Here is a 22,453-nt window from a genome sequence, read left to right as displayed (position 1 = left end):
CGCAGCCCAATAGATGGAGACCCGATGAGCACGGACACCAGTACCGACACGAACACCGATCCCCGGGCGAACGGGCTGCACGTTGCCGACACCCACGGCCTGATCCGCGTCCAGGGCGCGCGGGAGAACAACCTCAAGGACATCAGCGTCGAGCTGCCCAAGCGCCGGCTGACGGTGTTCACCGGTGTGTCCGGCTCGGGCAAGAGCTCCCTGGTGTTCGCTACCATCGCTGCAGAGTCGCAGCGGATGATCAACGAGACCTACAGTGCGTTCGTCCAGGGCTTCATGCCCTCACTGGCCCGTCCCGAGGTGGACTTCCTGGAGGGGCTGACGACGGCGATCATCGTTGACCAGGAGCGGATGGGCGCCAACCCGCGCTCCACCGTGGGCACGGCCACCGACGCGAACGCCATGCTGCGGATCCTCTTCAGCCGGCTCGGCACTCCGTATGTTGGCCCGCCCACGGCGTACTCCTTCAACGTGCCCACCCGCAAGGCCAGCGGCGTGATGTCCACCGACAAGGGCGGACGGGTGGAAAAGACAGTGGTCCAGCAGGCCGTCTACCTGGGCGGCATGTGCCCGCGGTGCGAGGGGATGGGTGCAGTCAGCGACATTGACCTGACAGCGCTGTACGACGACGATAAGTCCCTTAATGACGGCGCGCTGATCGTCCCGGGCTACTCCATGGACGGCTGGTACGGGCGGCTTTTCGAAGGCATGGGCCTGCCGATGGACAAGCCGATCTCCAAATTCACCAAGAAGCAGCTGGACACGATGCTGTACGCGGAGCCCACCAAAATCAAGGTGGAGGGCGTCAACCTGACCTTCGAGGGCATCATCCCCAAAATCCAGAAGTCGATGCTGGCCAAGGACCCCGAGGCGATGCAGCCGCACGTGCGCCGGTTCGTGGAGCGTGCCGTCACGTTCCAGACCTGCCCGGACTGCGAAGGGACCCGGCTGACCCGGCAGGCGCTGTCCTCGAAGATCAACGGCAAAAACATCGCCGAGCTGTGCCAGATGCAGATCAGCGACCTCGCCGGGTGGGTGCGCGACCTGAAGGACCCCTCGGTGGCGCCCCTGCTCAAGGGCCTCCAGCACCTGCTCGACTCGTTCTCCGACATCGGGCTGGGCTACCTCAGCCTCGACCGGCCGGCCGGCACCCTGTCCGGCGGCGAGGCCCAGCGCACCAAGATGATCCGGCACCTCGGGTCCTCACTCACCGACGTCACGTACGTCTTTGATGAACCCACCATCGGGCTCCACCCGCACGATATCGAGCGGATGAACCAGCTGCTGCTCCAGCTGCGGGACAAGGGCAACACCGTGCTCGTCGTGGAGCACAAGCCTGAGGCGATTGCCATCGCCGACCATGTGGTCGATCTTGGTCCCGGGGCCGGGACCAAAGGCGGAACGGTCTGTTTCGAGGGTTCCGTTGAGGGCCTGCGGAGCAGCGACACCATCACCGGTCGCCACCTCGGCGACCGTGCGGCCCTGAAGGATGCAGTCCGGAAGGCCTCAGGGGCGATGGAAGTTCGCGGCGCGTCGACGCACAACCTCCAGGGTGTCGACGTCGACATCCCCCTGGGTGTCCTCACGGTGGTCACCGGGGTAGCCGGCTCGGGCAAGAGCTCCCTCATCCATGGTTCCGTTGCGAAGCGTGAGGGTGTGGTGGTGATCGACCAAGGTGCCATCCGCGGGTCCCGCCGCAGCAACCCGGCCACCTACACCGGCCTGCTGGAGCCGATCCGCAAGGCGTTCGCGAAGGCCAATGGGGTTAAGCCGGCGCTGTTCAGTTCAAATTCTGAGGGTGCCTGCCCCACGTGCAACGGTGCCGGTGTCATCTTCACCGAGCTGGGCGTGATGGCAACGGTGGAGTCCCCGTGCGAGGACTGCGAGGGCCGGCGGTTCCAGGCTTCGGTGCTGGAGTACACGCTGGGAGGCCGGAACATCGCGGACGTGCTGGCCATGTCCGTGACGGAGGCGGCCGCCTTCTTCGCCGAGGGCGAGGCCAGGACCCCAGCGGCGCGGACCATCCTTGCGCGGCTCGAAGACGTGGGCCTGGGCTACCTCAGCCTCGGCCAGCCGCTCACCACGCTCTCCGGCGGCGAGCGCCAGCGCCTTAAGCTCGCCACCCAGATGGCCGAAAAGGGCGACGTTTACGTCCTCGATGAACCCACCACCGGCCTGCACCTGGCGGACGTGGAGAACCTGCTGGGCCTGCTGGACCGGCTGGTTGCATCAGGCAAGTCCGTGATCGTCATCGAGCATCACCAGGCCGTGATGGCGCACGCCGACTGGATCATCGACCTCGGGCCGGGAGCAGGGCACGACGGCGGCCGGATCGTTTTCGAGGGCACGCCCGCTGATCTTGTGGCTGGAGCCGCTACCCTCACCGGCAAACACCTCGCGGCCTACGTCTGTGGATAGGCGGCATGACGGAGACCTATAGGTACGGCGTCGAGATCCTGCACCTGCTGATCTCGCCGGCGCATGCGTACTTCGGCCGTGCGAAGGACGGCGCGGCGGACGTGCCAACGTTCGACGCCGTGTCCGCGGAGGTGGTGGCCGGCAAGGGCATTGTGGGCGACCGCTTTTTCGGCAAGGCCGCACACATGGACGCTGCGGTGACGCTGTTCGCCGTCGAGGCCCTTGAAGCCATGGCCGCGGAGCTTGGTGCCGGGCCGTTTAATCCCCTGGCCACGCGCCGGAACGTCATCCTCAGGGGAGCGCACCTGGCTCCCCTGCTGGGTCAGGACTTCGCACTCGAATCCGGCGGTTCCAGGGTCGAGTTCCACGGCGGGCGCCCGGCCCACCCCTGTGCCTGGATGAACGAGGTGCTCGCGCCGGGCGGGCATGCGGCCATGCGGGGCCGGGGCGGTATCCGCTGCCGGGCACTTTCCAGCGGCTTCCTGCATCGTGGACCGGCAGTACTGGTAAGCCCCGTGCCGTTGGATCCTGCGCAGGCGGGTGTACCGACTCTGTTGCGGCCAAGCCGCCTGCCGTAGGACTTTACCCGCAGCAGCCCCCATTTAGGCTGCCCGGTGGCGGTGCTGGGGGTACTGTGGGCGGATGGAGATGCGCCTTGAAGTTGTGCAGGTACCTGTCGCGGATGTGGACAGGTCCAAAACCTTTTACACGGAGAAGCTGGGCTTCGTCCTCGATCACGATGTGGAGCACATTCCCGGCATGCGGGTGGTCCAGCTGACGCCGCCTGGTTCGGCTGCTTCCATCGTCATAGGCACGGGCATGACCAGCATGGCGCCAGGGAGCCTTGAGGGGCTGCAGCTTGTAGTACCGGACATGGATGCCACGCGCGCCGAACTCGTCCGCCGGGGCGCGGACATCAGTGACGTCCAGGACCTGGGCGGTGTGCAGTTTGCCTACTTTGCCGACCCGGACGGCAACCGTTGGGTTCTCCAGGGCGCTATTCCCGCCGCCGCCAGGGAAACGCATCTTGACGGGCAGCCCGCGTAGCACCGGAAAGAGTAATGGCGCGCATCTTTATCTCGGGCTCAGCCGACGGCCTGGGACGGGCCACAGCGCAGTCCCTTATGAATGACGGCCGCCAGGTCATCGTGCATGTCCGCAACTCGGGCCGCCTGAACGCCGTGCAGGACCTGCTTGACCGCGGCGCGGCGTGCGTGGTGGGCGACCTGTCCGACGTCGAGCAGATCCGCAACGTTGCCGACCAAGTGAACCAGATTGGTCCGGTCGACGCTGTGGTCCACAACGCCGGAGTGCTTCACGGCCCGCATATCTTCCAGGTGAACGTTGTGGCACCCTACCTTCTCACCGTGTTGATCCCCCGCCCATGGCGGCTGGTCTACCTCAGCAGCGGCATGCACCGCGGCGGCCGGGCAAACCTTGACAGCATCGACGCGGGCGCTCACAAGGTGACCTACTCGGACAGCAAGCTCTACGTCACCGCCCTGGCCGCCACCGTCGCCCGTTTGTGGCCCGACGTCCTCAGCAACGCCGTCGACCCCGGTTGGGTGCCCACCAGGATGGGCGGGCGTGGCGCTCCGGACGATCTCCGTCTCGGCCACCGCACGCAGGAGTGGCTTGCCACAAGCGACGACCCGGAGGCACTTGCCAGCGGCGGCTACTGGTATCACCAGCACCGGCAGAAAGCACACCCGGCCGTCCACGACGAGCGGTTCCAGAACGGGCTGCTAAACCACCTCGCGCAGGTCACCGGCGAGCTCCTGACCTAGCGTCCTTCCCGCGCCCGAGGCAGGCCGCCGCACGGGGAACACATAGGACATGGAAGGCGTGATTCAACCTCTTTCCCGCCTCCCGTTGTGTCGGCCCAAATCATCCTTGGGAAGCACCGGTTTGAGGCACCCATATAGGTCTAGTGTGGGTGGGGTCGGCACTCGCCGCGAATAGCCCTCAAGGAGGGTGCATGAACTCCACACAGTCCAGCTCCGAGCAATTTATGCAGAACCTGAAAAGCGTCGGGGGGTCAGAATCCGACGTCAGCGACGCTGCCTATGAAGTCAGGGACGGGGACACGGTGGAGAACGTCGTTTCAGGGCTCCGCATTGAACAGCAGCAGCGGGGCAGCGCCGCCAGCGAGCCGTCGATCCTCCATGCCGCAGCCGAAGTGCTGGTCAGCAGGCGCGATGAACAAGACCGCGCCCATCACGCCGGTGCTTCGCAGGAGGGGGAGTATCAACTGGACATCCATCTCGGCGCAGGTCACAGGACACGGGAAAGCATTCCCCACAAGGACATCGAGGAGGCCAAAATCTGGGCGCGGGAACGCATCGACGCCCAGGGCGCCGAGTTCGGAGCCATCTATTTCCCGGCCGGCGGGGGCGGCGTACCCGGCACAGGAGCCCTCGTATCCAGCTACGACCGTTCCGTGGGGTGGTACAGGTAGCCGGACCACCCGCTGATATCCGCGCCACTGTTTGGCAGTTCGGCACGTGCGGGCGGAACTGCAGGGAATCTCCGGGCCTGAGGGTACGGGGCGCCTAGAATTTCAGGCATGAGTGAAAATAACGAAACCATCGGCAGCCCGACCCCTGAACCGGATGCAGGCCTGAACCGGGACCCGGAAGACTGGGTAACCGGCGACGAACCCATGACCGCAGCGCAGCGAAGCTACTTGGATACGCTGGCCCGTGAAGCAGGCGAAGAACTCCCTGCGGACCTCAGCAAGGCCGAGGCGTCAAAGCACATCGACCGGCTCCAGGGGCGCAGCGGACGGCTCTCCGGGGACGAATCCGGCAACGCCTGAGGATAGGGCGCCGTCAGGGAAACAGGCGCGCCGGGGCTACCAGGCCTGGTGCTCGCGGGTAAGACCGAAGGGGACGGTCTCGCTGAGGGCGACCGTGAACTTGTCCACGCCGTGCCGCGTCACCAGGATGCCGTGGCGCTTCTCGGCGAGCGCGTGGGCCTTGGCGGCCGTGACGGCGGCGTCGAGCTGGCTATCCATGCTCTCGCGGTCGGCGACGGTCAGGGTCAGTGGGAAGTTGTCAGCGGTCATGGGTCTAGCCTTAGTGTTTTAGGGGTGGGACAAACGCCGTTCCGCTCCCCCAAGCTACCGACGTGGCAGGGCATGTTACTGCCCAGTTCATGATGCCCTAGCAGACCACCACCAGCAACTTGAAAAATCAACTAATCTAGAACCGCAGGTCAGCGGCACGTACTCCATCAGGCAAGCGCAGCAATTACGGGCCCGAGGCATGGTCAATTAGAGTTAATGGGGAGTGGAAGCTGCTTTTGAACGCCTCCAATGCCCCGGAGAAGCCTCCCGGCAAGACCCGTGCACCATTGCGCAACGACCTTGATGTGCAACGACCTGACAAGGATTCCGCCATTTCCACCGACGCTTTCTTCGGCAATCTCACCCGGATCCGCAAGGTCATCATCCCGGCGTCCTTCCAGTCGCAGCTGAATACCGGGCGCGGACTGCTGGGCGGATTCATTGTGGTGCACCTGGTCTTCCTTGTCTTCGCCGCTTCCCTGTCACTGCGCGGCGAGGCCTTCAGTGACACGTTCATCTACCGTGACTGGGCCATGGCAGGGTTCGACGACGCCAACCTCACCGGCGGCCCCAGCCCTTGGGTCTACCCGATCCTCGCGCTGATCCCCATGGCCATCGCAGGCGTTGCCGGTCCCGGGCCGTTCTTTTTCCTGTGGGTCCTGATGACCACAGTGCTCAACGGCTGGGCCCTGCTGAAACTCACCAACCGGGGGCGGGACCGCCAGGCCATCCCCGCCGGCTGGTGGTGGCTGGTCTTCACCTTCCTCATGGGCTGGCTCGGCTTCGCCCGCGTGGACGGCCTCACTGCGCCGCTTGTCCTCGTGGCCCTCGCCTACGGCGTGGGCCGGCCATTCATCGCTTCCGTCCTGCTGGCCATCGGAACCTGGGTGAAGGTCTGGCCGGCCGCCGTCATGCTGGCCCTGTTCGCCGTCGTTAAGAACCGGATCCTGGTGGTGCTTGCCGGAATTGCGACGTCGGCGGTTGTGGTTGCGCTGGCCGCTGCGGCAGGCAGCCTTCCGAAGCTCCTGAACTTCCTCACCCAGCAGGGCGACCGCGGCATGCAGCTCGAAGCCACCTTCACCACCCCCTGGCTCTGGCTGTCCGTCCTGAACATCGGTGATTCCCGCATGTACATGAACACGGACATCAACTCGATGCAGGTGGACGGCCCCGGCACCGCCCTGATGTCCGTGCTGATGCAGCCCCTCCTGATCCTCGCCGCCCTGCTGGTGGCCGGCCTGACGTTCTGGGCGCTGCACAACGGCAAACTCAGCGGCGGCGTGGACCGCAGCGAACTGCTCCTGGCCGGCGCCCTGACCCTGGCCACCGCGTTCGTGGTCTTCAACAAAGTGGGCTCCCCGCAGTTCATGGTGTGGCTCGCCCCGGCTGTCGCCGTCGGGCTGGCCCACAGCTGGCGGGAATGGCGGATCCCCGCGACCATGCTGATCGTCATCGCCGTGGCCACCTACTTCATCTATCCCCTGTTCTACGACGCCCTCAGCCACAACAACCCGTGGATGGCCCTGGTGCTGACCATCCGAAACGTCCTCCTCGTGGTCCTGTTCCTCTGGAGCGTCCGGCGCCTGTACTCGCTGGGCAAAAAGGCCCCTGCAGCCGCTCCCGCGCTGAAGGAGTCCTAAGATTTCCACGAAGTTCTTCGACCGGCTGGTCAGCGTCCGCACCAAAGTCCTTCCCGCAAAGGCAGTGGGCTGGTTCGCACGCCCGTCCAGCGTGTGGTGGGGCTTCGCCGTCGTCCACCTTTACTTCCTGGGCTGGATGGCGTCCTTCTTCCTGCACGGCGATACCTTCAGCGACACCGAGCAGTACCGCCAGTGGGCCACGGCCGGCTACAACCCGGAAAACCTCGACGGGAAGATCAGTCCGTGGGTGTACCCCGTGCTGGCGCAGATCCCCATCTTCCTCGCCAACATCGCCGGGCCGGCACTGTACCTCCTGGTGTGGTTCCTGATCATCACGGCCCTCAACGCCGTCGGGCTGGCCTTCCTCACCCGCGGCCCGCGGAAAAGGAGCGGCGTTGCCCCGGCCTGGTGGTGGCTGTTTTTCACCGTCTTTATGGGCTACCTCAGCTTTGCGAGGGTGGAAGGCATTACCGCCCCCATCGTGCTGATCGCGCTGCTGTACGCGGCGCAGCGGCCGGTAGTGGCGGGCATCCTGCTGAGCATTGCCACCTGGATCAAGGTGTGGCCGGCGGCCGTGCTGGCGCCCATCGTTATTGCCAGCCAGAAACGGATCCAGGTGGTCCTCTCCGGCGTGGTGGTGACGGCGGTTGTCGCGCTGGGAACATGGCTGTCCGGCGGGCTGCCGCACATCATGGACTTCCTGACCAACCAGGGCGAGCGCGGCATGCAGCTCGAAGCCACCTTCTCCACGCCGTGGGTCTGGCTGAGCGTCTTCAACATCGCCGGTTCTAAAATGGCGGACAACACTGCCATCAACTCCACCGAGGTTTACGGCCCGGGCGCCGGCACTGCGGCGTTCCTGATGCAGCCGCTCCTCATCCTCGCGGCGGTGGGCGCCGCGATCCTGCTGGTCCGCGCCATGAACCGCGGCGCCGAACGCGAGGAACTGTTCCTCGAAGGTTCCCTCATGATGGTCACCGCGTTCATCGTGTTCAACAAGGTGGGTTCGCCGCAGTTCATCATCTGGCTGGCGCCGGTGATCATTGCGGGCCTCACCCACGACTGGAACAGGTGGAAGGTCCCGGCGGCCCTGCTGATGGGGATCGCCATGACCACGTTCGTGATCTATCCGCTGTTCTACACGCCGCTGATTCATGCCCATCCGGTGATGGCGGCCATCCTGACCACCCGCAATGTGCTCCTTGTGGTGCTGCTCTGGTGGTCCGTGAAGCGGACGGCCGAACTGGGCAGGAAGTCCCCTGCCGCCGTGTCTGCCGAAGCCTAATTCAGCGGCTTCCCAGCTGCTGCCGATCGGGCTGCTCGGCCCGGAGGCGCCGCGCCTCACGCCTGGCGATAATCCAGGTCCAGCCCCGCCTTGCGAGGTCCAGAGGTTTTCCGTCGATGAGCAGTTTCCGTGTATGCACGTCGAGGAATAAAAGATAGAACGTGAAGGCCAGGGCCGTCACGAAGGCCAGCGACGACGCGTCGATGGGCAGCTCGACGAAGGACCACACGGAGAGCTGGTCCTGCGCACCGAACACCACAAAGAAGGTCACGCCAACGTACAACGACCGGATCTGCCAGTCGTCCCGGATGCCGGTGACAGCCAGGAACGGCAGGAACCAGAGGATGTACCAGGGCTGGATGATGGGCGACAACATCACGACGGCGGTGAACGCCAGGGCCATCCTGCGCACCGCCCGCGAGTAGTCCCCGCGGAACATCAGCAGCAGGACCAGTGCGATGGCGGCGTACTTCATGCCCGTCCGCAGCAGCGTGGCCAACGTCCCCCCTGGCAGCCCCAGCACGTTGGCGAGGAACTCCACCTGCTGGCCCAGGAAACCTGACGGCGAGTAACCGGTGTAGCCGGGAGTGGGGTCCATGATGGCCCAGGTCCAGCCCAATCCCAGGTTGTACGGGATGCCGCTGACGGCCAGGACGCCGAAGCTGATGCCCGCCGTCGCGCCCCAGATCAGGAACTTGCGCAGCCAGGAGGCAGAGGGGCCCGCCCACATGACGCCAATGAACGGCAGCAGGAGCACAGTAATCGGCTTGATGCCGATGGAGGCGGTGACCAGGAGGATGCCCAGCAGGTAGCGGCGCGTCGCTGCGAAGTAGACGCCGGCGACGGCGAGGCCCACCATGAGTGCGTCATTATGGGCGCTGGCGATGAAGCTGATCAGGAACAGGGGGTTGGCCACGGAGATCCACAGTGCCCGCGCACCGTTAATTCCGTGCAGCTCCGCCAGCTTGGGCACGTAGATGACGCAGAGCAGGACGCCGGCGCCGGCGAGGAGGCGGAAGAGCAGCACGGAAACATCGGGCTGGGCTCCGGTCAGCCCGACGACGGCGCGCGCCAGCCACAGAAAGTAAGGGCCGTACGGGGTCCTGTTCTCCGCCCAGGCAGGGTCTGCGCCGAGCGAGAACCAGTTGCTGAGGGTGGAGATACCCACCTCATACGGGTTTTGGCCCTCCATCACCAGCCGGCCCTGGCCCGTGTAGGCGTAGACGTCACGGGAGAAGACCGGCACGCAGAAAAGCAGCGGAAGGGACCAGGCGGAGATGGCGATAACAACGGACCGGAGGGACGAGATGCCCCAATCAGCCAGCCGTTGCCCCAGCCGAAGCCACGAACGCATCAGCACCATGGCGCCCACCGTCAGCAGGATGGTGGAAACCGTTACTCCCCACCCTTCCGTGCGGAGCGCGATGACCACGGGCTGGCGGATCATGGGCGAGCCGTTGGCGATCCAGCCGGTGCCGATGGAACCGACGAACATCATGAGGGCGCCGAGGAACCCCTCAATGGTTGCCACGTAAGCGCGGCGCTTGGCGGGCTCGGCGACGGAGGTTGCCGGTGAGCCTGGCTGGCCTTCCGACGTCCCGAGGTGTGCACCGCCTGCCGTCATGATTGTTGGTCCCCTACTTCGTTACGGCGCTGGTTGCACCAGCGAAAAGGCCGCCCTGCAACCCGGCTATTTTACCAGCCGGGCTTCTCCGTGCTTCCGGATGACGGCGGGCCGGAAGCCACAGTTTGACAACGTGCGCCCGTGCAGGCTCCCCCGCGGCCCCGCGTAAAGTTGGAGAGTCCGGGCTGCGCACGCCGCCTGTGCCCGGCCGACTCTTTCATCCCGGCGCAAGGAAGCGCCTTCCTTCCTGACCACCCACCCCTGTGAAGGCGCGCTCTTCCCCTGCTGCCGCGCTTCCGATGCCCGATTGGAGCCCGGACCATGGCTGTTTCCACTGCCGAGAACAAGGCGCCCTCGCCCCAGCAACTGCAGTCCGTGCGTGCCACGCTGCGCTCCCCCCGGCGGCTGAAGACGGAAGCCCTCGCCGGGTTGGTGGTGGCGCTGGCGCTCATTCCCGAAGCTATCGCCTTCTCGGTGATTGCGGGCGTGGACCCGCGGATCGGCCTGTTCGCCTCCTTCACCATGGCGGTCACCATCTCCTTCGTGGGCGGCCGGCCCGCGATGATCTCGGCTGCAACCGGTGCCGTGGCGCTGGTGATCGCTCCGCTGATGCGCAGCCATGGGCTCGACTACCTGATTGCGGCCGTCATCCTGGCAGGCCTATTCCAGATCCTCCTCGCGGTGGCCGGCGTCACCCGGCTGATGCGTTTTATCCCGCGTTCGGTCATGGTGGGCTTCGTCAACGCGCTGGCCATCCTGGTCTTTATGGCCCAGCTGCCGGAGCTGATCGGCGTCCCTTGGCTGGTCTACCCCCTCGTCGCCGCAGGCCTGGTCATCGTGGTGGGGCTGCCAAGGATGACGACGGCGGTGCCCTCGCCGCTGGTTGCCATCGTGGTGCTCACCGTGGTTGCCGTAGTTGCAGGCATGGAGGTCCCCACCGTCAATGACAAGGGCCAACTGCCGGAAAGCCTGCCCGGCTTCTTCCTTCCGAACGTCCCGCTGACGTGGGAGGCCTTCCAGGTCCTGGCGCCGTTTTCGCTGTCCATGGCGCTGGTGGGCCTGCTCGAATCCCTGATGACCGCCAAGCTGGTGGACGACATCACGGACACCCGCTCCAACAAGACACGGGAATCGTGGGGGCAGGGTGTTGCCAATATCGTCACCGGGTTCCTCGGCGGCATGGGCGGCTGCGCGGTGATCGGCCAGACGATGATCAACGTCAAGGGCTCCGGGGCGCGCAGCCGCGTGTCCACCTTCCTGGCCGGCGTCTTCCTGCTGGTCCTCGTGGTGGTGCTGGGTGACGTGGTGGGCCTCATCCCCATGGCAGCCCTGGTGGCGGTGATGATCTTCGTCTCCGCCATCACCTTCGAATGGCACTCGATAGCCCCGCGGACCCTGCGGCGGATGCCCAAGTCGGAAACCGCCGTCATGCTGATCACGGTGGGTGCGGTGGTGGCCACGCACAACCTGGCCATCGGCGTCGGGGTCGGCGTGCTGGCAGCCATGGCCATGTTCGCCCGGCGGGTCGCCCACTTCGTCACCGTTGAGCGGACGGTGCTGGAGATCAACGGCGAAAATGTTGCCACCTATACGGTGGACGGCGAGCTGTTCTTTGCCTCGTCCAACGATCTTTACATGCAGTTCCAGTACGCGCTGGACGCCGAGCCGGAGATCAGCCGGGTGGTGGTGGACCTGCACGCCTCACACTTGTGGGACGCCTCGACCATCGCCGTACTGGACGCCGTGACCGAGAAGTACCGGCGCCACGGCAGGGAGGTTGAACTGCTCGGCCTGAACTCCGCCAGCATCCAAATGCGCGAGCGGCTGGCCGGAAAGCTTAACGCCGGCAGCTGATGCCTGCACTCCCCTGGCCGCTAGTTCATCCGGTCGCTGCGGGTAACGCGGTTCCTGCCCAGCGACTTGGCCATGTACAAGGCGCCGTCCGCGGTAGCGATGAGGTCATCCAGCTTCCTGGTGTCGGCGTCATACGTGGAAATCCCGTAACTGACGGTGGGCATCTCCATCCCTTCCACTGACGGTGCCGATGCCAGGCGCCGGCTGATCTCCTCGGCGATCATCTCGGCGCGCTCCGCACTGGTCCCGGGCAAAAGAAGGACAAACTCCTCACCGCCGTACCGCCCCACCAGGTCGGTGGAGCGGACCGTCGCTGTGCAGGCATCCGCGAAGGCTTGCAGGGCGAGATCTCCGGCGGCGTGCCCATAGGTATCGTTGACGGATTTGAAGTGATCCAGGTCGGCGAGGATGAGGGTCCCGGAACCCCTGGTGATGGTCCGGTCCGCCAACTGCTCGGCAGCCAGATCCAGGAAGGCCTTGCGGTTGAGGAGCCCCGTGAGGTCGTCGCGGGAAGCCACCACGCGCAGGGCCCTTGTCTGCTGTTCGCTGCTGAGCGCAGCCATGCTGAACGAGACCACCACCAGCAGCACCATGGTGATCAGGGTGGTGACGCCCGAGCCGAAGACCGTGACGAACGTGGGCCCGTCCTGGCCCTCCACCAGAAACGCCAGCCAGCGGAAGAAGTAGAAGACGGCGAGTCCTCCAGCGGCCACGGCCATCGGAATCCGGACGCGCGAATAACCCGGTTCCAGGCTCCAGAGCTCGCGGGATGCCAGGCCGATGGTCAGGCTCATGGCCGCCAGGAACACTGGGCCCCCAGACCACGTGTTGGTGGCCGGGTTGTCCAGGACGGAGGCTATCAGGGTCACCAACGGAATGCCGGTGAAGGCCCACTTCGGCGGCGGCACCGTCCGCAGCGAACGGGCGCCGGCCCACACTGCAACCCCGCCGTGCACCAACAGCACGTTGCCTGCCGGATTCGCCCAGACCTGGTGGGCTGTCCCGTCCAGCAGGAAACAAGCAGCTCCCATGAGGAAGAAGATAAGGGCCAGGCACCACCAGCCGCTGTACGGCGAACGTGTGATCCGGTAGGCGGAGAAGTAGAAGAGGAAGACCAGCACCAATGCCATCAGGCCAAAGGCGATTCTCAATGTGGCGGTATCAAGAAGCATTTAGCCGAAGTCCCCCCGATGCCGAAAAGCGTGCCGACCCCAAGTATTACACCGGTCCGCGAGCCTGTCAGGCGAACCGCGCGGCCTTTCGCAGGGCTTAGGGTTGTCAGATAGCCCGCAGGACAACCCCCGAAAGGCAAAACCCATGCTTCTTCTTTTCGGTTTCAAGACGGTACTTAAGGCACTTCCCGGCAAGGCGGCAACCTGCCAGTACTGCCGCTCCTTCGTGCACCACCACCTCGAGGAGAAGGCGACGAAGTTCACCCTGTTCTTCATCCCGGTGTTCACTACGTCGCGGTCCTACCAGATCACCTGCACGAACTGCGGCTACGTCTCGAGGATCTCCGCACGGGAAAAGCGGGCGCTGGAACTCCAGCGCTAGAAGGCTGTTTGTTCCAGGCGGTGGTTCCTGCCGGACGCTTATCGTTCCCTTTTACAGGTCCGGCACCGATCTCCGCCGTCTCCACAGGTAGAACACCACGAGCAGAATGCCCAAGATGAGCGCAACAGCAATCACGAGGGCTGTACTGTCGTTCGCCTGGGCCGCTCCGGTGTTGCTCGGACCTCCTGGAGGAGGCGGTGACGATTCGGCCGGAGTTGCCGTTCCGGTTGGCGCGGGGGTTGGTCCGGTCGGGGCATCCGTAGGTGAGGGCTGCTGTCCCGGGGCAACTCCCGGTGAGGCAGCCAGGACCTGAACCACCGCGGTTCCGAAGCCTTCGGAGGCAATGGCCGCAGCAGGAATACAAAACATGCTTCCAACAAGGGCAGCAAATACGGCCGCCCTTATCAACGTCATCCGCATTATTCCTCCTCCGTGACCAACTGACGCTCTGGGCCGCCGGCACTCGGAGCATCAGGGGCAGACCACCACACCCCTCATTGTGAACCGGGCCCTGAGCGGTGTCCATGATTAGCGGAAACCCAACCAGAACCGGACCAGCGGCCCTGGCAGTTGCACCACATTGTCGTTCAGCGGCCGACGCGGGGATCTTCAACTACACTCTGGTGGATCCCGCCGCCCGCAGCTACAGTAGGACCGGATCGGCACCTCCTCGGAGGTGCTCGCATGCCGGCGCCGTTCGGCTCCGGCATGAGGGACTTGATACCAGTCCCCCTTGGGAAAGGGAGGTGTTTCGATGACTGTCACAGCCGCGCGCCCAATGCGCTCCGCACCCATCATCCACACCCTTCCCCTGCATCGTACCGGCCCCGCCTGACCTCGTCGCGGAGCGCCTGACACCAAAGCCCAAAGCGGCCGGTGTGCAGGGGGCATTCCCCGAGGTATCACTGTGAAAACATCTTCAGGCACCGCCCTGGACAGCATCAGCACATCAAGCACGAACACATCGAGCACGTCCACTTCCACCAGCAGCGGCCCGTTCCTTTACGGCTACACCAACGCCGTTGCCCAGCACTTCCAATACCATTCCCTCCCGGACGCGACTGAGCCGGGACGGGTGGTTCGCGTGGACCGCAACCTGTTGCTGGTGGCAGCGGGCGCGGACCTCCTGCACCTGCCCTATCCGCTGACCGGCGAAGCAGCAGTAACCGGAGACTGGGTCTGGATAGGACCCAACCGGGCCGGCGAGCGCCAGATCCTGGGCGTCCTTCCCCGCCGCTCCGAACTCAGCCGTAAGCGTGCGTTCGAGGACTCCTCTGCGGCGCAGGTCCTGGCGGCGAACATGGACATGGTGGGCGTGGTGGTGCCAGTGGACCGGCCGCTGACGCACAACCGACTGGAGCGCACCCTCGTGGCGGCGTGGGACTCCGGCGCCACTCCCCTGGTGATCATCACCAAGGCGGACCTTGCCGAGGTGGCATACGACGTCGTCGGGAAAGTCATGCTGCAGGCCGCAGGCGTGGACGTGGTGATCACGTCCGCGGAAAGCGGGGACGGCATCGGCGAACTGCTGGCGCACATTCCGGCAGGCGGCACCATCGTCCTCCTGGGCCCATCGGGGTCCGGAAAGTCCACGCTCATCAATGCGATGGTGGGCCGCGACGTCCAGGACACCGGTGAGGTGCGGTCCGGCGACTTCAAGGGCAAGCACACCACCACATCGCGGGAACTGGTGCCGCTTCCGAATGGGACCGTCCTGATGGACACGCCCGGCGTGCGGGGCTTCGGATTGTTCGACGCCGAGGACGGCATCGGCGAGATGTTCGGCGATGTTGAGGACTTGGCAGCCCTTTGCAGGTTTTCGGACTGCGCCCACCAGGGTGAGCCTGGCTGCGCCGTCCAGGAAGCGATTGCCGCCGGCGTGCTGGAGGAACGCCGCTGGCAGAACTACCTGAAGCTGCAGCGTGAGCTGGCCGCCCTTGCCCGCCGGAGCGACGCCGCGGCGCAGCGCGCCTACCAGCGGGAATGGCACCAGAAGGTGGTGTCGGCCGGCAAATCCCAGCGGTGGGCTGAGCGCGGGACAGCCCAGCGGAAAGACCGGTCGGGCCGAAAGCGGTAGTGGGGAGGGCGGGCCACGCTGATCTCCGGCAGCAGTGGCCCGTCCCGTAACTTTCGAACCGGTCATAGGCTGGCAGTCAGAGCTCCGGGGCGTGCTCCTCAGGCAGCGTGCCCTCGTCCTCCGGGTGCCGCTTCAGGTTGAGCAGCGCAAGGGCCAGGCCGCCCCACACCGTGAGGATGGCGATGATCATCATGGTGATTGCAATGGGTGTCACCGTGCCGTCTCCTGTTCTTCCTCGTCCAGCATGGATTGGTACTCCGGGTCATCATGCGCTTTGGAGGTGCGGCTCCAGGGAATGAAGGTAAGGACTAACGCCAGGACCACCAGCGCGCCGGCCATGCCCCAGCCGAACAGGCCCACAAACCACTCGGGATAACCCTCGTAGGTGGTGGAGATCTTGCTGATGAATTCGCTGGACACCATGTAGATCAATGCAAGCGGCACCACACCGGCCACGAGTACCATCCACGTCCGGCGCATCTTGACCGTTGAGATGTGATTAAGGTGCGCTGACAACAGCGGCAGCTTGCGCAGGAACCATGCCAGCACCACCACGGTCACCAGCGCGCCCAGCGTAATGCCAAAGCTGTTGACGAACGCGTCGGAGGTGTCAAGGAGGTACAGGCCCGTCGCCGTGGGGAACAGTGCCAGGGACACTGCCGCGACCAGCACGCTGACCACCAGGGAAGCCTTTATCCGGCCCCAGCCGAGCTTGTCCTGCACGGCCGCAACGATAACCTCCAGCACTGAGATCAGCGAGGTGACTCCCGCGAACACCAGGGATCCGAAGAACAGCACCCCCATGACAGCCCCGAACGGAGCCTGCGAAACAATGGTGGGGAACGCCACGAATGCCAAGCCAATGCCCTGCGTGACCACATCGTTGACGCCGGCCCCCGCGGCCTGGGCCATGAACCCGAGGGCGGCAAAGACGCCGATGCCGGCCAGGATCTCGAAGCCCGAATTCGCGAAGGCAACCACCATGCCGGAACCGGTGAGGTCCGTCCTGCGCTTCAGGTAGGAAGAGTAGGTGACCATGATGCCGTAGCCCACGGAGAGCGAGAAGAAGATGTGGCCGTAGGCCGCGGCCCAGACGGACGGGTCCGCCAGGGCGGACCAATCGGGAGTGAAGAACGCGTTGAGACCCTGGGCGGCACCTGGCAGGAACAACGATTGGACCACCAGCAGCACAAACATCACCACCAGCAGCGGGAGCAGGATGGAGTTTGCGCGGGAGATGCCTTTACGGATCCCGGCCACCATGATGAGGATGACGGCTATCCAGACCAGCAGCAGGGGAAAGAACACAGACGGCACGTAGGTGAAGCCGACTCCCGGCGCCTCGGCTACCCGAAGGAAGCTCCCGAAAAAGTAGCCCTCGGCGTCGTCGCCCCATGCCTCGGTGAAGGAAAAGATGGTGTACATCAGGGACCACGCGATGATCACCGCGTAATAGGCCGCGATAACAAAGCAGACCAGGACCTGCCACCACCCCAGCGGCTCAGCGACCCGGTGGAGCCTGCGGTAGGCCAGCGGAGCGGAGCCCCGGAATTTATGGCCCACGGCGTAGTCGAGGAACAGCAGCGGGATGCCTGCCGTCAGCAAGGCCACAAGGTACGGGATGAGGAAAGCACCGCCGCCATTGTCATAGGCGATGTAGGGGAACCGCCAGATGTTGCCCAGTCCCACGGCTGAGCCGATGGCGGACAGGATAAAGAGCCGGCGCGTGGAAAACGTCTCGCGCTTCGCTGGCGCGGCCGTGCCGGCCCCGCGCCGGCTCTCGGCGGCAGCGCTGCTCATGCCGCCCCGCCCCCGACGCTTGGCCAGACTCTGACAACGCGCGGGCTGCGGCAGTACTCAGTCCGGTTCATGTGAAGCTCTCTCTCGCGTAGAGGTGCGTGTCCGGTGCAGTGGCTATCCGGGGACTTTACTGCGGATGCCACCCCTCCCGGAAGTCCCTGTGCAAGTCCCGCCCCGGAGGGGGCACGGGATTCGGGACTTGTGTCCTGCCCCGGTAGTAGGGTTCCGTCATGGACATCATCCTCGTACCCGGATTCTGGTTGGACGCCTCATCCTGGGAGGAGGTGACGCCCGCTTTGGAGGCCGCCGGCCACCGGACGCATCCGCTCACGCTTCCCGGGCTCGAATCCGTGGACGCGAGCCGTGCCGGGATCGGCCTCCGCGACCATGTCGATGCGGTGGTGGCCCTCCTCGATTCCCTCGAAGGCAAGGTTGTGCTCGTGGGGCATTCCGGCGGGGGTGCCATCATTCACGGCGCCCTGGATGCCCGGCCAAACCGGGTAGAGCGCGCCATCTACGTGGACAGCGGCCCCCTCGGCGAAGGGGGCGTCATCAACGACGAACTGCCGGCCGACGGCGACGACGTTCCACTTCCGCCGTGGGAGGGCTTTGAAGACGCCGACCTGCTGGATCTGGACGAGGGGCTTCGCAAAGCGTTCCGTGCACGGGCCATCCCCCAGCCGAAAGGTGTCGCCTACGACCAGCAGCACCTCAGTGACGAGCGCCGCTACGACGTACCGGGCACCATCATCGCCTGCGAGTTTCCGTCCTCGATGCTGAAGGAATGGATCGACGGCGGCCACCCCTTCGTTGCTGAACTGGCGCGGATGCGCGACGTCGAGTACGTGGACCTTCCCACCGGGCACTGGCCCCAGTTCACCAGGCCTTCGGAGCTCGCCCGCGCAATCCTCGCTGCCGTGGAACGGACGCCCTAGCCCCCGTCGTCATTGTCGCCCTGCCGCTGTACACTCGAATGTATCGAACATATATTCGAATAAGGGTGTGTTGTGGGCGTTATTGTCGGTCCCCGCGTGATAGATGCGGGGCTCTCTTTGCAGCTGGCTTGGGTGTCGCCCGTGCCAGTTGCTGCCGGTTATCCTTCGCCCGCGCAGGACTACTTCGATGGCCGGATAGACCTGAACGAGCACCTGATCAAGGACATCACCAGCACGTTTGTGGTCCGCGTTACCGGCGACTCGATGGAGCGCGCGGGCATCAGCAATGGCGATGAACTTATCGTCAACAGGGCCCTTGAACCCAGGGACGGCTGCGTGGTGATCGCCGTCCTGGACGGGGAGCTGACGGTCAAGCGGCTTCGCATCACCGCTACGGGCGTGGTGCTGCAGGCGGAAAACCCGAAGTACCCGGACATCAAGGTTCCAGCCCTGAGCGAACTGACCATTTGGGGCGTCGCCACCAGGTGCCTGCACCATGTCTAAGGGGTACCTGTGACCCGGCCAGCCCTTATGCGGCAGATGCCCGAGATCGCCCATGTGGACGTCAACTGCTTCTATGCCAGCGCCGAACGCGCTTTTGACCCTTCCCTGGAGGGGAAGCCCCTGATCGTGCTGTCCAACAACGACGGCTGCGCGGTTACGCGATCACCTGAAGCGAAGGCCCTGGGCATCGGAGTCGGGGAGCCCTGGTTCAAGCTTGCACCCCGGGCCAAGGAGTGGGGGCTGATTGCAAAGTCAAGCAACTACGAGCTCTATGGAGACATCAGCGCCCGCGTGATGGAACTGCTGGGCCGCTACTCCGCCTGGCTTGAGGTCTACAGCATCGACGAGGCGTTCCTGGGAGTCAAAGGCACCCCAGAACACCTGCTGGAACTGGGTCGGACCATCAAGGCTGCGGCGGCCCGGAACGTGGGTGTCCCGGTCTGCGTGGGCATCGCCCGCACCAAAACCCTGGCGAAGCTGGCCAATCAGTGGGCCAAGCACAATCCGGCGTTCAACGGCGTCTGCCGCTGGGATTCGGTACCTCCGCAGCAGCAGGAAGCACTGATGGCCAGGCTTTCCGTGATTGAGGTCTGGGGGGTGGCAACCAGAATCACCAGACGCCTCAACGCCATGGGCATCCACTCCATCCTCGACCTCAAGCGAGCAGACCCTGTCCGGATCCGTGAGCGCTTCTCGGTGGTGATGATGCGCACCGTCCTCGAACTGCAGGGGACACCCTGCATCCCCATGGAAGAGGCCAGGGTGGGCCGCGACCAGTTGATCTTTTCCCGCTCGTTTTCCACGCCCATCACCACGGCACACGACGTGCGGCAGGTTCTCAGCCTTTATGCGCAGATGGCCAGCGGCCGGCTGGCCAAGCACAACCTGCAGGCGAAACTCCTCACGGCGTTCGCCGGAACGTCCCACTTCAACGCGCAGGAAACGTCCTTTCCCTCCGTGTGCGTCCCGCTTCCCATGCCGACGGCGGACCCTGTCATCCTTACCAAAGCGGCCCATGCGCTGCTGCCCGCCATCATTGACGGCACCAAGTACGCCCGCGCCGGCATCATGGTCACGGACCTGAGGCCCAGCGGCAACCAAAGACCGCTGGAACCCTTTGAGAACCCGCACGAGGAAAGGCACATCGGCCCGCTGCTGGAGGACATCACCCGCCGCTACGGCCGCGGCTCCATCGGCCTGGGCCACGCCGGGATCCGCGGCGGCCCGGACTGGACCATGAAACGGGACATGCGCTCCCCCAGGTACACCACCCATTGGGACGAGCTCCCGCTCGTCAAGGCAGCCTAGCTGCCCTACGGCAGTGCGACCCGGGGAAGCGCCCCAACACAGGTGTCCTTATGCTTCGTCCTCCACGCTCACCGGCTCCTCGATCAGCAGCGCCGTGCCCTGGTACGGGCCGAGTTCGATGAAGAAGCTGTGCAGGTCGTCCACCTGGCCCACAGCCTTCTCGGTGAAGAGGTCCTGGACCTGCGCCCCGGCCTCGAGATGGGTGGAGTGGACGCTGCCGGTGATGCTTTCACCGGAGAAGTTCAGGACGGTCACCTGGATCTGGCCGGATGCCAAGCGGTGCACCATCACCAGCAGCCCCCGGTGGGAAACGTCCGGAACGTCCAGGAGCAGGCTGGTGGCAATCCCCCACTCCTCACGCACCTTAAGGATTCTCTGGAGCCTCCGGGCGAAGGACTGGTCGTCCTTGAGCTGCTCAGGCAGCGGACCATAAAGGCTTCGTGCCCGGGGCATCCCCGAAGCCGAAACCGTGGCTTCCGCGTTGGTGCCCATCAGGTCGTGGGCACCCCGGTTGATCCACCTGGTATCACCCTGGGCCGTGAGCTCGCTGACCTGGGACCGGTCCAGGGTTGTCATGCCCACCATGTCCCAGCCGGAAAGCGCGAAAACTCCGGGCTGCAGCGCGTTGTACATCGCCAGGAGCAGGTGGGCTTCCCGCACCGTCTCCACCTGCTCCTCCGTCAGGGAGGAAATGTCCTTGATGCCCAGGGCAGCGGTGATCACGCTGACCGTGGTGCAGGCAATGCCGTTGGTGGTGAAGACCGCGTTGTAGGGCCCGTTCTCGCCCGTGAGTTTGTTCCGCAGCGTGTCCTGTACGTGTTCGGTCAGCTCGGCACCGGTCAGTTCGGAACCGGCCAGCTCGAAGACGTCGTCCTTGTGCCGGGTGGCGAAGTGCACCAGCTCGTAGGTCAGCTCATCGTGGTTCTGCATCGCGTGCACCAGTGACGCCTGATCTACGCCGATCTCCATTGCCAGCCGCAGGGTCAGCCGCAGGAATTCAGTGTCCTGGGTGACCAGGGCGTAGTGGTAGCCGGGCCGGGTAATGAAGTCGTAGGACAGGTCCGGCCCGGTTTCGGAGGTGGCCTTGATGTCATCGATGGTGAGGTTCAGTTCCTGGAAGGAGAAGCCTCCCACCTTGCGCACCATGCTGCCGATGAGCTGGTTGGCTGCCTCGGAGAGTGGATGGCCTTCGGACCAGCCGGGCTGTTCCTCTGCGCTCTTTTCCACGCCAAGGAAGCCGTTGGCATCCAAACGCAGCGCGCCGGTACCCAGGTCCAGCAGCGAATGCAGCGCGTCTCCTACCACCAGGCGCATGCCCGAGAAGGTCGGGTCCAGCCAGTTGATGGAGGGCTGCCCGGCCTTGAAGTAGTGCAGGTACACCCAGCGGCGTTTCTGGCCTGTGGTGTCCACAATGGCGCGGGTGGCGCTCCAGTTGGTTTCCTTCACACCGGGTTCGTAGAAGATGACCCGCTGCAGCCGGCCGATGATGTATCCGGCCTTCTGCAGCGCCTGCTCGGCTTCGGGGCTGATGTTCACCGAGTCCTCGCCCGGCGGAACATCCGGCAGCAGGTGCCAGTCGGATTCCGGAATGTCAATCATGTGATAAATGCCGGGATAGTCCCGGTAATTCATTTCGGCCAGGCGGAAGTCCGCACCCTTGCCGGTGTGCCCGGGGACGATATCATCAATGATGGTGCCGTCGTGTTCGCCGGCAACCTCACACATCCGGCGGAACTCGTCTTCGGAGCCAAACAGCGGATCGATGGCCATGCTGATCCGGTCGAAGTGGCCGTCCACGCTGGGCGTTTCTGCCCAACCCTGCAGCCCGCCGGCCTTCTTCACCGGTCCTGTGTGGATGGCCCGGATGCCGATCTCGCGGAACGTCTTCCACAGTTCAGGATCGCCGAGCGCCCCCAGGAAGGATTGTCCGGGCGTCGTCATAAAGGAAAGCGGGTAGGCGGTGAACCACACCGAGGCGCGTTCGACGGCGGCCCGCGGGTTGGGGTGCGCGTAGGAGTGCTGCCACATGCTCGCCTGACCGGACAGCTGCCGCGCGAGGACATTGGCGTCGCCGAGCATCGCCTGGTTCCTCAGCCACTCCACATAGGTTTTGTTGAGGCCGTCGAGCTCCAGTGACGGTGCGTTGGCAAAGTATTGCCGGCGGCGGGCCACAGGCCGCAGCGCCTTGGGCCGTGCAGGATAGAACTTCTCATCGAAGGTAATTTCCGGCGCCTCCGGGGTCTCCAGGAGCTCCAGAGCTTCCGCTGCCTCCTCTTCAGTCACACCACCGGTTTCCCCCGCTAGCTCTGCTGCATCATCCTCAGAGACGCTGGCGGTAGCTTTTCCCAGTTCAGACACTGAGTTCCTCCCTCAACTTG

At 64.9% G+C, this 22,453-nt stretch carries 20 protein-coding genes; 14 read left to right on the top strand and 6 right to left on the bottom strand.

Annotation, left to right across the window (positions count from 1 at the left end):
• The first annotated feature begins 24 nt into the window (after window positions 1-24).
• The 6 genes from M1D32_RS00415 to M1D32_RS00390 all read left to right on the top strand — a co-directional run bounded on the left by M1D32_RS00415 (window position 25) and on the right by M1D32_RS00390 (window position 5,245).
• Complete coding sequence (locus M1D32_RS00415) at window positions 25-2,427, top strand: ATP-binding cassette domain-containing protein (RefSeq protein WP_458780406.1); 2,403 nt, start codon at window positions 25-27, stop codon at window positions 2,425-2,427.
• A gap of 5 nt (window positions 2,428-2,432) precedes the next feature.
• Window positions 2,433-3,005, top strand: a complete 573-nt coding sequence (locus tag M1D32_RS00410; RefSeq protein ID WP_458780405.1) for an MOSC domain-containing protein — start codon at window positions 2,433-2,435, stop codon at window positions 3,003-3,005.
• A 64-nt stretch (window positions 3,006-3,069) separates the two neighbouring features.
• Complete coding sequence (locus tag M1D32_RS00405; protein WP_458780404.1) at window positions 3,070-3,474, top strand: VOC family protein; 405 nt, start codon at window positions 3,070-3,072, stop codon at window positions 3,472-3,474.
• A gap of 14 nt (window positions 3,475-3,488) precedes the next feature.
• Complete coding sequence (locus tag M1D32_RS00400; protein ID WP_458780403.1) at window positions 3,489-4,214, top strand: SDR family NAD(P)-dependent oxidoreductase; 726 nt, start codon at window positions 3,489-3,491, stop codon at window positions 4,212-4,214.
• Window positions 4,215-4,405: 191 nt separating this feature from the next.
• A complete protein-coding gene (locus M1D32_RS00395) occupies window positions 4,406-4,885 on the top strand; it encodes a hypothetical protein (protein WP_458780402.1) in 480 nt (159 codons plus the stop codon).
• 108 nt (window positions 4,886-4,993) lie between these two features.
• Complete coding sequence (locus M1D32_RS00390) at window positions 4,994-5,245, top strand: DUF3072 domain-containing protein (protein ID WP_458780401.1); 252 nt, start codon at window positions 4,994-4,996, stop codon at window positions 5,243-5,245.
• Between the two features lie 36 nt (window positions 5,246-5,281).
• Here M1D32_RS00390 and M1D32_RS00385 read toward each other — a convergent pair whose 3' ends face one another.
• Window positions 5,282-5,494: a hypothetical protein gene (locus M1D32_RS00385; RefSeq protein ID WP_458780400.1), complete on the bottom strand. Its 213-nt coding sequence runs from the start codon at window positions 5,492-5,494 to the stop codon at window positions 5,282-5,284.
• A 332-nt stretch (window positions 5,495-5,826) separates the two neighbouring features.
• Between M1D32_RS00385 and M1D32_RS00380 the strand changes: the two genes are divergently transcribed.
• Together M1D32_RS00380 and M1D32_RS00375 are read left to right on the top strand one after the other, a co-directional pair.
• On the top strand, window positions 5,827-7,134 hold the full coding sequence (locus tag M1D32_RS00380) for a glycosyltransferase family 87 protein (protein WP_458782249.1): 1,308 nt from the start codon (window positions 5,827-5,829) through the stop codon (window positions 7,132-7,134).
• Between the two features lie 64 nt (window positions 7,135-7,198).
• On the top strand, window positions 7,199-8,419 hold the full coding sequence (locus M1D32_RS00375) for a glycosyltransferase 87 family protein (protein ID WP_458780399.1): 1,221 nt from the start codon (window positions 7,199-7,201) through the stop codon (window positions 8,417-8,419).
• A 1-nt stretch (window position 8,420) separates the two neighbouring features.
• Here the strand turns inward: M1D32_RS00375 and mptB are convergent, their stop codons facing one another.
• Window positions 8,421-10,043: a polyprenol phosphomannose-dependent alpha 1,6 mannosyltransferase MptB gene (mptB, locus tag M1D32_RS00370; RefSeq protein ID WP_458780398.1), complete on the bottom strand. Its 1,623-nt coding sequence runs from the start codon at window positions 10,041-10,043 to the stop codon at window positions 8,421-8,423.
• Window positions 10,044-10,364: 321 nt separating this feature from the next.
• Between mptB and M1D32_RS00365 the strand changes: the two genes are divergently transcribed.
• On the top strand, window positions 10,365-11,897 hold the full coding sequence (locus M1D32_RS00365; RefSeq protein ID WP_458780397.1) for a SulP family inorganic anion transporter: 1,533 nt from the start codon (window positions 10,365-10,367) through the stop codon (window positions 11,895-11,897).
• A gap of 20 nt (window positions 11,898-11,917) precedes the next feature.
• On the opposite strand, the gene M1D32_RS00360 is transcribed toward M1D32_RS00365, so the two are convergent.
• Entirely contained in the window at window positions 11,918-13,069 is a 1,152-nt protein-coding gene (locus tag M1D32_RS00360; protein WP_458780396.1) for a GGDEF domain-containing protein, read from the bottom strand.
• A gap of 145 nt (window positions 13,070-13,214) precedes the next feature.
• On the opposite strand from M1D32_RS00360, the gene M1D32_RS00355 reads away from it, so the two are divergent.
• The gene (locus M1D32_RS00355) at window positions 13,215-13,451 is read left to right on the top strand and encodes a zinc-ribbon domain-containing protein (RefSeq protein WP_458780395.1); all 237 of its coding nucleotides are present in this window, start codon (window positions 13,215-13,217) and stop codon (window positions 13,449-13,451) included.
• Between the two features lie 907 nt (window positions 13,452-14,358).
• Complete coding sequence (gene rsgA, locus M1D32_RS00350; RefSeq protein WP_458780394.1) at window positions 14,359-15,528, top strand: ribosome small subunit-dependent GTPase A; 1,170 nt, start codon at window positions 14,359-14,361, stop codon at window positions 15,526-15,528.
• 76 nt (window positions 15,529-15,604) lie between these two features.
• On the opposite strand, the gene M1D32_RS00345 is transcribed toward rsgA, so the two are convergent.
• Complete coding sequence (locus tag M1D32_RS00345; protein ID WP_458780393.1) at window positions 15,605-15,742, bottom strand: methionine/alanine import family NSS transporter small subunit; 138 nt, start codon at window positions 15,740-15,742, stop codon at window positions 15,605-15,607.
• Window positions 15,739-17,328: a sodium-dependent transporter gene (locus M1D32_RS00340; protein ID WP_458780392.1), complete on the bottom strand. Its 1,590-nt coding sequence runs from the start codon at window positions 17,326-17,328 to the stop codon at window positions 15,739-15,741. Before M1D32_RS00340 ends, M1D32_RS00345 begins: the two co-directional genes overlap by 4 nt.
• Window positions 17,329-17,558: 230 nt before the next feature.
• Here M1D32_RS00340 and M1D32_RS00335 point away from each other — a divergent pair, with 230 nt between their 5' ends.
• The 3 genes from M1D32_RS00335 (at window position 17,559) to M1D32_RS00325 (ending at window position 20,075) form a co-directional block, all read left to right on the top strand.
• A complete protein-coding gene (locus M1D32_RS00335) occupies window positions 17,559-18,263 on the top strand; it encodes an alpha/beta fold hydrolase (protein WP_458780391.1) in 705 nt (234 codons plus the stop codon).
• Window positions 18,264-18,335: 72 nt separating this feature from the next.
• Window positions 18,336-18,767, top strand: coding sequence for a LexA family protein (locus M1D32_RS00330; RefSeq protein WP_458780390.1), 432 nt, complete (start codon window positions 18,336-18,338; stop codon window positions 18,765-18,767).
• Window positions 18,768-18,794: 27 nt separating this feature from the next.
• The gene (locus M1D32_RS00325) at window positions 18,795-20,075 is read left to right on the top strand and encodes a Y-family DNA polymerase (protein WP_458782248.1); all 1,281 of its coding nucleotides are present in this window, start codon (window positions 18,795-18,797) and stop codon (window positions 20,073-20,075) included.
• A gap of 48 nt (window positions 20,076-20,123) precedes the next feature.
• Here M1D32_RS00325 and treS read toward each other — a convergent pair whose 3' ends face one another.
• Entirely contained in the window at window positions 20,124-22,433 is a 2,310-nt protein-coding gene (gene treS / locus M1D32_RS00320) for a maltose alpha-D-glucosyltransferase (RefSeq protein WP_458780389.1), read from the bottom strand.
• Window positions 22,434-22,453 lie beyond the last annotated feature (20 nt).

This window comes from Arthrobacter sp. D3-16 (genome assembly GCF_054408515.1).
Note: the sequence above shows the minus strand (reverse complement) of the source record. Positions and strands in the feature narration are given on the sequence as shown.